At 66.0% G+C, this 11,278-nt stretch carries 6 protein-coding genes; 4 read left to right on the top strand and 2 right to left on the bottom strand.

Annotated features, from left to right (window positions below):
- Positions 1 to 197 (bottom strand): transposase (locus tag ACWD0A_RS34175; RefSeq protein WP_451304531.1); only part of this gene is annotated, 197 nt, incomplete at its 3' end.
- 274 nt (positions 198 to 471) lie between these two features.
- Between ACWD0A_RS34175 and ACWD0A_RS34170 the strand changes: the two genes are divergently transcribed.
- The 4 genes from ACWD0A_RS34170 to ACWD0A_RS34155 all read left to right on the top strand — a co-directional run bounded on the left by ACWD0A_RS34170 (position 472) and on the right by ACWD0A_RS34155 (position 10,424).
- On the top strand, positions 472 to 1,341 hold the full coding sequence (locus ACWD0A_RS34170; protein ID WP_451304529.1) for an IS5 family transposase: 870 nt from the start codon (positions 472 to 474) through the stop codon (positions 1,339 to 1,341).
- A 798-nt stretch (positions 1,342 to 2,139) separates the two neighbouring features.
- Positions 2,140 to 8,334, top strand: coding sequence for a DNRLRE domain-containing protein (locus ACWD0A_RS34165; protein ID WP_451304527.1), 6,195 nt, complete (start codon positions 2,140 to 2,142; stop codon positions 8,332 to 8,334).
- Positions 8,335 to 8,807: 473 nt separating this feature from the next.
- A complete protein-coding gene (locus ACWD0A_RS34160; RefSeq protein ID WP_451304525.1) occupies positions 8,808 to 9,269 on the top strand; it encodes a hypothetical protein in 462 nt (153 codons plus the stop codon).
- A gap of 318 nt (positions 9,270 to 9,587) precedes the next feature.
- Positions 9,588 to 10,424: an FKBP-type peptidyl-prolyl cis-trans isomerase gene (locus ACWD0A_RS34155; protein ID WP_451304524.1), complete on the top strand. Its 837-nt coding sequence runs from the start codon at positions 9,588 to 9,590 to the stop codon at positions 10,422 to 10,424.
- A 462-nt stretch (positions 10,425 to 10,886) separates the two neighbouring features.
- Here ACWD0A_RS34155 and ACWD0A_RS34150 read toward each other — a convergent pair whose 3' ends face one another.
- Positions 10,887 to 11,186, bottom strand: a complete 300-nt coding sequence (locus tag ACWD0A_RS34150) for a L,D-transpeptidase (RefSeq protein WP_451304522.1) — start codon at positions 11,184 to 11,186, stop codon at positions 10,887 to 10,889.
- Positions 11,187 to 11,278: the final 92 nt, after the last annotated feature.

Below are 11,278 nucleotides of genomic sequence, written 5' to 3'. Positions count from 1 at the left end.
GCGGGGCCGAACACCGGCGGCAGCTGCCTCCATGTGCAGCCCGACGTCGCCACGAAGATGATCGCGGCCAGGGCTTCGCGGTCGCCTGCCCGACGTCGACCACCGCCCTGCGGGCGTATCACCACCGTTGGCGGCACCACTCGCCTGAACAGCACCCACAACTCATCCGGTACCAGCCGCTCAACGAGATTCGTCATGCACGGTTCAACGAACGATCACGCCATAAGAAACGACGTCTTAGAGGTCGTTTTCGCCCTTGAGGTGCGCTTTATCCTGCCTCTTTCGGTGCCCGGCCGTTGTTCCGGTGGAGCTGCTGGGGTGAGTGCGGCGGATGTGTCTCATGGGGTGACCGATGGGGCGGACGATGGCTTACGTCTGTCTCATCCCATGACGCCCGTCGCGTGGTCCGTGCTCCCGTTGCCTGCGGTGTACGTCTGGGCGCACGCCCCTGGACGGCGGTATCTCCAGGTCATGGCCGAACGTCGTCCGTATCCGAGTGATCTGTCCGATGCCCGCTGGGAGTTGATCGAGCCGGTGCTGAGCGGCTGGCGGGCCGAGCGGCGCCGGCATGCGCTGAACATCGGACGCCCGCCCGAGCACGATCTGCGCGAGATCATGAGCGCGATCCTGTACGTGGACCGCACCGGGGTGCAGTGGCGCTACCTGCCGCACGACTTCCCGCCCTGGGAGACCTGCTACGGCTACTTCGCCAAATGGCAGAAGGACGGCGTGTTCGCCCAGCTCACCGGCATGCTGCGGAGGCTGTTACGCCAGCACGAGGGCAAGCATGCGGAGCCGTCCGCATGCGTGATCGACGCGCAGAGCGTGAAGACCTCCACCAGCGTCCCGACCGCCGGTCAAGGAACCGACGCGGCGAAGAAGATCGTGGGCCGCAAGCGGAGCATCGTCACCGACACCCTCGGCCTGCTGCTCGCCGTGCTGGTCACGGCCGCGAGCGTGCAGGACTCCGTCGCCGGCACCCACCTGGTCGACCAAGTCGCCGCCGCCCACCCCACGGTCCGCAAAGTCTGGGTCGACGGCGGCTACCGCCAGCACCTCGTCGAGCACGCGGCCACCCTCGGCATCGACATGGAAATCGTCCAACGCACTCCCGGGACCAGGGGATTCACCCCGCTGCCCAAGCGCTGGACCGTGGAGCGGACCTACGGGTGGCTGATGTTCCACCGACGCCTGGCCCGCGACTACGAAACCCTCCCAGCCCGCTCCGAAGCCATGATCCACCTCGCCATGACCGACCTGATGGCCCGCCGCCTCACCGGCGAAGCCACCATCTCCTGGCGAGACCCGACACCGCGGGACCAAACACCAATTCCGGGATGAAACATCGGGAGAAAACGACCTCTTAGCGGGCGTCGGTAGCAGGTGAGCGATGCAGGCCCCAGCGGCGCGCGAGGCAGACCTTGATGATCCGGTGTTCGGTCCCCTTCCCCCGGGAGGACGGCTGTGGGTGGTGCCCGAGGCCACCCCCTTCAGTGGGTGCAGTCCGGACTGGATGCTTGCAGCGAGGATCTGCTGGATGACGCCGTGCCCGTCACAGACCGACCCCCAAGCCGCGACAAGCAAGGCTCCGACACCAGCGCGGTGGCGGCCGGGATCGGCGCCGCCGTCCTGATAGTCGTCTGCTGAGCCGGGCCCCTCTTATCGCCACTGGTGCCCTCGCCGGAATCGGCGGCTTCCTCGGCAACCCCTGGCTGATAGCCACCGCCGTAGCCGCCGCTTCGACCGTGGCGCCTGCACGCCGTCCGTACACCGAGGATGCGGCGTCGACTCCTGCACCCAAGCGGGAAAGGGGATGCGATCGGTCACGCGAACTCAGCGCAATTTCAAATAAATTGACGAACAGTCACTACCACATCATCCTGTCCCGCTTGGCAAAATGATCAAAATGTGGCTGACGTCACACGCCTGAGTGTCCGTGCAAGTCGCCCGGTGTGGAGTTCTCTGTGTGCTTATTTGATCTTTTCTCCCCGGATAAGTTCCGCGTTGGTCATGCTTGTTACTTCTCAATAAGGGTGAGAATTCGGAATGAATCGTGATCATCTGCCTGCTCCGGAGGAGCGAGGGCGGATCTGGAGCGGGAAGAGTCTCCGCTATATAGCGGGCGGGCTCGCTCTGCTCATGTCCGTAACGGTGATGGAAGGCGCGGCTGTTGGTGCCGAGTCGCGGTCGGTCCAGGCCGAGGTGCCGGCGGACCTCGGTCCTGCGCAGGCTGAGGACGAGACGTCGGCGCAGGTGATGGCCCGGCTGCAGAAGCGGCGGATCGAGATCCTGGACGCGCGGACGGATTCGACAACGAGTTGGGCGAATCCGGACGGAACGGTGACGGTAGAGTCCTTCACCGGGCCGATCCGGGTAAAGGACTCCCAGGGCGCGTGGCAGCCGGTGGACGTGTCGCTGTCCGCAGTGGACGGCAAGGTGGTTCCGAAGGCTGCCGCCGCGGACATCGCCTTCTCCGCCGGCGGCAGCACGGTGCCGCTGGCGAAGGTCACCCGCGGAGAGAAGACCTTCGGCGTTGAGTGGGACGGCACTCTGCCCAAGCCGGTACTCAAGGGCAACACGGCCACCTACCCGAACGCAGTGCCTGGCGGGGACGTGGTGGTCTCCGCGCTGCCGGAAGGTTTCTCCCACTCGGTGGTGCTGCGCGAGCGGCCCAGCGGTCCGGTGGAGTTCCGGCTGCCCGTGACGGCCAAGGGCCTCACTCTTGACGAGACGGCGGATGAGCGGCTGCGCTGGGAGGACAGCGCAGGCAAGCAGGTCGCCGCTGCTCCGCCGCCGCTGATGTGGGACGGGACGAAGGACGCGACGTCGAAGGAGCCGGAGAACGCCGCGATCGTCAGCACGACTGTGGAGACGGCCGCCGACGGCCGGCAGACGCTGGTTCTCAAGCCTAGTGCCACGTTCCTGTCCGACCCGGATGTGACCTATCCGGTGGTGGTTGACCCGACGAACACGCTGGCGGGTCCGACCACGGACACCTGGATCCAGTACGACGCCTATCCGACCAGCCAGCGCGGCTCGACGGAGCTGAAGGCGGGCACCTACGACGGGGTGCAGAAGGCCCGTTCGTTCCTGAAGTTCGACGTGGCCAAGTACGCGGGCAAGAAGATCGTCGACACTGATCTGCGGCTCTACTCGTACTACTCCTCCACCTGCTCCGCCACCGGGTCGGGTGTGCAGGTGCGGCGGGTGACCTCGGACTGGGATCCGTCGGCAATCTCCTGGACCTCACAGCCGGGTGCGACCGTCACCGGTGCCGTGACCTCGACCGCGGCCAAGGGCTACAACTCCACCTGCCCGGCGGGCCTTGTCTCCTGGGACATCGACGCGATCGTGCAAGCGTGGGCGGACGGCCAGCCCAACTACGGCGTCCGCCTCGCGGCGGTCGATGAGACCGATGTGCTCACCTGGCGGCGGTACCGTTCGGCGAACTACGTCGACGGCTCCCACAACCCCGACTACGAGCCGTCGCTGACCGTCACCTACAACTCCTACCCGGCCGTGCCGAGCGCGCAGGCCATCACCCCGAGCGCGGTGAACGCCTACAACGGCAAGCGGTACGTGACCTCGCTGACCCCGACCATGTCGGCCAAGGTCACTGACGCGGACGGCGGAAACGCGCAGGCTCAGTTCGAGATCACCCCTGACCCGGCCTACGCCGACACCACCTATAGCTACACGGCCTACGGCAAGACAGTGGCCTCCGGCTCGACTTCCACCCTGACGGTACCGACGGCCAACGCCTTTCCGGCAGGCTCGCACCTGCGCTACCGGGTCCGCGGCTACGACGGTTCCCTGTACGGATCGTGGACCGGCTACACGGCGTTCGTGCTGAACACCGGTAAGCCGGCAGCCCCGAGCATTGCCTGCTCGCCGTACACGCAGGACACCTGGACAGCCAAGGCCACCAACGGTGCGCAGTGCACCCTCGACACCAGCTCCACCGACGGGCAGGGCTACTACTGGGGACTGAATGACCCCAACACCCCCAACCGGATCGACGACACCACCGACGGTAGCGGCGGTGACCCGCTCACCGTCACAGTCAACCCGCCCGATGGTTGGCACACCCTGTACGCCAAGACCGTCGACTCCGGCGGCAACCTGTCCACCACCACGACCCAGTACAAGTTCGGCGTCGGCGCGGACGGCGCCGCGATTCTCACCCCCGGGGACGGCGACCGACCCGCACGTCGCGTGGCGCTCTCCGCCACCGGCAAGCCCACCTATACCGGTGTGACGTACCAGTACCGGCGTGGCGAGACCGACTCCTGGCAGAACGTGCCGTTGGCCGACGTCACGAAGAACTCCGACGGCTCCCCGGTCACCGCCTGGCCGCTGGCCGCACCCAACGGTGCGCCGCCCGCCCTCGTGTGGAACATCACCACCACCTTCGCCGATGACGGCCCGATCGATGTGCGGGCTGCCTTCACCGATGGCACCACCACCGGCTACTCCCAGCCGGTGACCGTCACCGTCGACCGCGACGCCGGAACCGCACCTGCAGACGAGGTCGGTCCAGGTTCCACGAACCTGCTGACCGGGGACTACACGCTCTCAGATTCCGACGCCTCCGCATTCGACATGAGCGTCACGCGTACTGCCTCCTCGCGCCGTCCGGACGCTGGTGCGAAGCAGGAGGGTCAGGCGCCGATCTTCGGTCCGCAGTGGACCTCCGGTACCGTCGCTGAACTCACCGAGTCCGACTGGGTGTATGTGAAGCAGACCTCGGCGACCTCGGTCGCTCTGGTCGATGTCGACGGTGAGGAGACCGGATTCACCGCAGCCACCGGGGGCGGCTGGACGCCTGAGCCCGGTGCAGAGGACCTGACCCTGACGGGCTCACTGACCGGGTCGTTCACGCTGAAGGACACCGAGGGCACCACCACGACCTTCACCAAGGTCGACGCCGCAGTGACCACTTGGACGGTCTCGTCGACCTACCTGCCGACGAGCAACTCCACCACCAAGGTGGTGTCCCAGACGACCACGGTGGACGGCAAGACCGTGGCCCGGCCGAAGTGGGTCATCGCCCCCACCACCGCGGTGTCCGCCTCAACCTGCGAGACGACGCCGTCGACCAAGGGCTGCCGGATGCTGGAGTTCGTCTACGCGGCCTCGACCACTGCCACCGCCACGTCCTTTGGCGACTATGCCGGCCGGGTCCAGCAGGTCCGCCTGTGGTCCACCGCCCCGGGGGCGACCAGCTCCACCGCGGTCTCCATAGCTGCCTACGCCTACGACGACTCCGGCCGTCTGCGTGAGGTGTGGGACCCGCGGATTTCCCCCGCGCTCAAGACCGCCTACGCCTACGACACCGCAGGCCGCGTGGTCACGCTGACCCCGCCCGGCGAGCTGCCGTGGACGTTCACCTACGGCACGGCCGGCAGCGCGGCCACTGCCGGCGCGGGCATGCTCCTCAAGGCATCACGCCCCGGCCTGCAGCAGGGCTCAGCCGACATCACCCAGGGGACCGCGGCCACCAGCGTCGTCTACGACGTACCGCTGACCGGCACCACCGCCCCGTACCCAATGGGCGCGGCGGACGTGAACGCGTGGGGCCAGACCGATGTCCCCACCGACGCCACCGCCGTCTTCCCCGCGGACGTCACCCCGGCCGGCAATGCCGGTTCCACCCTCACCGCTGCGGACTACAAGCGCGCCACCATCACATACACCGACGCCTCCGGCCGCGAGGTCAACAGCATCACCCCCGGCGGCCACATCACCACCACCGAGTACGACCGGTTCGGCAACACCGTCCGGGAACTGACCGCTGGCAACCGCGCGGTCGCTCTCGGCCTCACCGCGGCTGACAACGAGGTCCAAGCCAGCCTGGGCATCACTCAGCACTCGAGCGCCGAACGTGCCGAACTTCTCTCCACCCGCTCTGTCTACAACGCCACCGGAACCCGGGAGCTGGAGGAGTTCGGCCCGCTGCGTCGACTGGAGCTGACCAAGGACCTGGTTTCCGGCAGCACGACGCTGCTCCAGTCTGGCGCCTCCGTGGCCGCTCGTACCCGGACGGTCAACGAGTACGACACCGGCCGCCCGACCAACGGCACAGCGACCATCGAGAACCAGGTCACCAAGAGCACTACCGGTGCCCAGGTCCTGGACTTCCCGACCATCCACGCCGAGACCCGCGCCACCCAAACCGACTACGACTGGGTCAAGGGCCTGCCCATCAAGGTGATCCGGGACCCCGGCGGCCTGGCCCTCACAACGACGACCGAGTACGACTCCCAGGGCCGCATCACCAAGCAGCTGCTCCCGGGCGCGACCGGCACGGACGCAGCCACGAGGGTGACGACGTACTGGTCCGCGACCGGCACTGGCACCTGTGCCGGCCGACCGGAGTGGGCAGACCTGGTGTGCTCCAACGGCCCGGCCGGCGCCATCACCGGTGGCGGCACCAACCCGAGCCAGCTTTCGACCACCACCACCGAGTACGACCAGTGGGGCAGCCCCACCAAGGTCACCGACACCGCGAACGGCGTGACCCGCACCACCACAACGACCTACGACGCGGCGGGTCGTCCGACGACGGTCACGGTCACCGGCGGCCTCGGCCAGGCGGTGCCCGCGTCCACCATCGAATACGCCGCGGATACCGGCAAGGCGATTAAGACTGTCTCGCCGACCGGCGGGACGATCACCAAGGCGTACGACAAACTCGGCCGCCAGATCTCCTACACCGACGCCGACGGCGGCAAGACCACCACCGAGTACGACGTGCTCGATCGTCCGGTCAAGGTCACCGACACCGTCCCGTCCACCGTCACCTACACCTACGACCACGCTGCCGAACCACGCGGCTTGGCCACGAAGACCACCGACTCCATCGCCGGTGCCTTCTCCGCCACCTACGACGCGGACGGTTCGGTCGCTACGGAGAAGCTGCCCGGCGGCTACACCCTCGCTATCACCGAGGACACCACCGGCGCCACCACATCCCGTCTCTACACCCGCGACACCGACGGCGAGATCGTCGCCTCCGACACGGTCACTGAGTCCATCCACGGCCAGGTCACCGCCCACGCCGGTTGGTCCGACCAGAGCTACCGCTACGACAACACCGGCCGTCTCATCGCCGTCGACGACACCGTCAGTGACTTGTGCACCCGCCGGTCGTACACCTTCGACCAGCGCACCAACCGCACGGCACTGACCACGGCCACCGCCGCCCCGGGCGCGGCCTGCCCCAGCACTGGAGGCACGACCACCAGCCATACCTACGACAGCGCCGACCGTCTCGTCGACACCGGCTACACCTACGACGCGCTCGGCCGCACGACCGCTCTGCCCGGCAGTACGCTCGGCTACTACGCCAATGACCTCGCTTACCAGCAGACCGCGGACGGCAAGCGTCAGACCTGGCAGCTCGACGCGAACCTGCGCTTCCGCTCCTGGACGGTCGAAACCGACACCTCTGGCACCTGGACGCAGACCGCATCCAAGCGCAATCACTACGACGGTGACGGTGACAACCCCCGCTGGATCGTCGAGGACACGGCCAGCGGCGACCTGACCCGCAACGTGGACTCCATCGGTGGTGACCTCGCAGCCACCACGAGCAAGACCGGCGACATCGTCCTCCAGGTCACCAACATCCACGGCGATGTGGCGCTCCAGCTCCCGCTGGACACCACCAAGGCACCGGTGGCCCTGGACAGCGACGAGTACGGCAACCCCCGGACAGGCCAGGCAGCCACCCGCTACAACTGGCTCGGCGCCAAACAACGCTCCACCGAGACCCTCACCGGCCTCACCCTCATGGGCGTTCGCCTCTACAACCCCGCCACCGGCCGTTTCCTCTCGAGCGACCCGGTCTACGGTGGTGGAGACAACGCTTACGGATATCCTGGCGATCCGATCAACCAGTTCGACCTTGATGGAAAGTCTTGGTGGGACAACACCAAGAAGTGGTTCAAGAAGCGGGCCAGCAGGAGGTATCTCAAGGGCTGGTGGAGGAGGAACCACGGGACCGTCATTGGTATTGGAGTGGCGGCTGGCTGTTCGTTGGTGACAGCAGGTTGGGGTACCGTGGCATGCGCAGCAGCTGGCGGCGCCATTGCCAACGGCCTGTCGTATCGCATCACTACGCCGAAGAAGAAGCGTCGGTGGGGTGGCTATTACGCCTCTGCGTGGCGAGGTGCTGTCTACGGGGCGGCCGGATACGGAGCCGGTAGGTTCAGCCACTACTGGGGGCGTCGAGGCGGATACTCTCCCCGCCGGATTTGGGGTAGCTATCGCCGTCACGGACTCCGCGGCATGTGGGGGCGTTACTCCCGATGGAACCGAGGACGCTGGTAATGGAACGTGATCGAATTCGTGAGACGACACAGCGGTGGTGTGCGCGCCACCCCGTCTTGGCAGGGTTGTTCCTCGGCGGCGTCTGGCCTCTGTTGTTCTTGACATCTGCCAACCCGTCCCTCGGGGAAACGCTGGTTTCCTACGCCGCGTTCGCTTCTCTCTTCACGTTGGTGGCGTTTAACGAGCGACGCCGCAGGAAGAAAATGAATCAGAAGCACTGATTCAAGTTCCAGTCATGCGGGTGTCCAGTGATTCATCTTGGACACCCGCATGGCCTGGCGATCGCGAATTCAACTAAGGCGAGAATGGCTCCGCCTATATGGCGCTGATGCCTTGCGCTTCCGCCGCCACTTCAGTCCTTGTCGGTAGACACAGCGCATAACCAGTTGATCTCTTCCGCACGCTGACAGCGCAGCAGGCCCATGGCTGCGGGGTCAGCGTCCATCTCCAAAGCAGAAGCCCGAAGGGAAGCGATGGTGCAGGTAACGCCTGATGACGAAAGCGACATGCAGGTGTTCCTCCGCTACCTGGGGGTCCACCTGCGAGAGCAGCGAGCAGATGTGTTGATTGACCTCTATGTCGATGAGGAAGAGCAGCTCATCGGAGACGCTGAAGAGGCGTACACGATCTTGCGTGCCCGCGCCGAACGTGTGAAAGGGCGGACCGGATTCATGCAGAGAATCCTGCGCCAGAAGGATCCATACATGGGCGTCCCGTTGGCCCTGTCCGAGGATGAGGATGTCCAATTCTTCGCCCTACTGGCACACCTTGTAATCGGCTGTGAAGCGTGGGTCGGGGATAAGCAGGTATTTTCCGCATCGGGACCAGGATGTCCTGTCTGGGTAAAACTGGAGACGGGTACGGGAATTGGAATCATCGAAGCGGCACGCGCAACTGGAGCGGGAAGCGTCAAGGTGATCGAATCAGAGCACTGACGAAACTCCGGCCGGCCAGCGCCATCATTCTGAACACATCGGAGTGACGGCGTGTCATCGGCGACGGCTACCGCTCTTACGTCGAACTGCCGACCTGAATACCGGAAGGATTCGGGTGGTTTGCTCTCATGGCTAAGGAATTCTATGCGTCGAGTTGCAACGCTCCTCCTTGCATCCGTCCTGTTGGCGGGATGCAGCGGCGACGGCTCCTCATCCGGAGTAACTGACGGAGGACACCGACCTATGCCCGCACCGACGGTGTCCGCGTCCCGGCAGGCCCTGCCTGCCAGTGTGGCAACCGACAGGGTGCTACCCGTCGTGTCCGGGGAGTTCGGGCAGAAGGCCACCATCACCATCCCCAAGGCCGCGGCCAGCGGGAAGTTCGTCATCACCACGGCCTTTCAGGGGCACGGCCCAAAAGTCCGCAAGAACGACGTCGTGGTCGTCAACTACACCGCCAAGACGTGGAAGCGGGGCACGGCCCTGCCCAGCACCTATGACAAGGGCAACGCCCCCAAGGTTTTCGCCGTCGGGCGGGGTGCCGTCATTCCCGCCCTGGACCGCGCCGTCGAGGGCCAACAGGCCGGCGGCCGAGTGCTGGTCGTGGCGCCACCGGCTGCTGCCTACGGGACGGTCGGCAATGCTAAGTTGGATGTCTCGGGTAATGACACGGTCGTCTTCGTCGTTGAGATCGCGAAGGTCATCGCCGCCGATTCCATCGTGGACGGACGGCAGAAGGCTGTGTCCGAGGCGCTGCCCCAGGTGAACGCCGACCGTTCCTCTGCCGCGATCGGCGTGCCCGACACCGCCCCGCCCAAGAGCCTGGTCTCCAAGGCACTGATCGACGGCTCGGGTCCCACAGTCAAGGTTGGCCAGACGGTGGTGTTCCGGCACTCCGCTGCGGTGTGGGGCACCAACCGCGGTAAGGAGGAGGCCACGCTTCTCGACTCTTCCTGGAACCAGGGTCCCGCTCCCGTCGTCGTCGGCCGCGGCAACGTCATCGAAGGACTGGACCAGGCCCTGGTGGGAGCCAAGGTGGGCAGCAGGATGCTGCTTGTCGTTCCCCCGGGCCTGGCCTACGGCGCCCAGCCCCAAAAGGACATCCCAGCCAAGTCCCACCTTGTCTTCGTCGTCGACATCCTGGCGGCAGCGTAAGAGCCGTTGTCTTTCCGACTGTAATCGTCGGGTTTCCGTTGGTCAGGCATGAAGTCGAATGCCATGCGGCAGTGATGGCGGATCGTGTCGTCTCTTCGGGGTCTCGCGTTTGAGTATTCATGCGACCGGAGGAGAGACGTAGGAGAGCGGCCGCGTGCTCGCGGCCGTTGCAGGCTGCTGAGCCGGTGGCAGAAGGTCTCGTAGCCAATGCCGGGCGCCCGTCGCGGATGCGACGGGCGCCCTCGCCGAGAGCCCTCCCCCCTTCCTGTCACGCCGGGCCGACGTACGGGAAGGACCTTCGGCTGCTCGAGGTGCTGTCAGCGGACGGCAACACTCTGCTGGATCCGTAGCAGAACAGCGGCACTTGCCGGTAGCAGGTCGCACCGGCACGAGCCCTGACCGAGGATGTGCACGTCGCTACGCCACAGCACCGCAAGACGCCCCATCAGGATGCGAGCAGCTTTACTTGAGGGCGCTGCCTTCCTGCCAGGTGGCCCAGTCGACGTTCCAGGCACCGTAGCCGTTGTTCACGGCGACCGTATCTGTCGAGTTGATGACGGTGACGGGGTCACCGAAGTGAACGCGGTCGTAGAACCACTTGGCATCCTTGGTGCTCATGCCGATGCAGCCGTGGCTGCCGTTGACCTTGCCGAACTTGCCCTCGTTCCAGGGCGCGGCGTGGGCGTAGGTGCCCGAGGGGGTCAGCTGGACGTCCCATTTGACGTCCCCTAACGAGCTCGTGCATGGTTGGCGGTGGCCCATCGAGGGCCGTGAACTGGCCAGTGTTCACGCTCATTCATCGACCGCGAGGGGTGACCGCTTGTTGGTGAGAGAGCAGTGCGGCGACAGCCTGG

Source organism: Streptomyces sp. NPDC002867, from assembly GCF_053591895.1.
This window is presented reverse-complemented; position numbering and strand designations above follow the sequence as displayed.

Excerpts from the sequence above, each read along its gene's own strand:
- ACWD0A_RS34170 (WP_451304529.1), top strand. The coding sequence starts at position 472 with ATGGCCGAACGTCGTCCGTATCCGAGTGATCTGTCCGATGCCCGCTGG.
- ACWD0A_RS34165 (WP_451304527.1), top strand. The coding sequence starts at position 2,140 with ATGTCCGTAACGGTGATGGAAGGCGCGGCTGTTGGTGCCGAGTCGCGG.
- ACWD0A_RS34160 (WP_451304525.1), top strand. The coding sequence starts at position 8,808 with ATGGTGCAGGTAACGCCTGATGACGAAAGCGACATGCAGGTGTTCCTC.
- ACWD0A_RS34150 (WP_451304522.1), bottom strand. The coding sequence starts at position 11,186 with ATGGGCCACCGCCAACCATGCACGAGCTCGTTAGGGGACGTCAAATGG.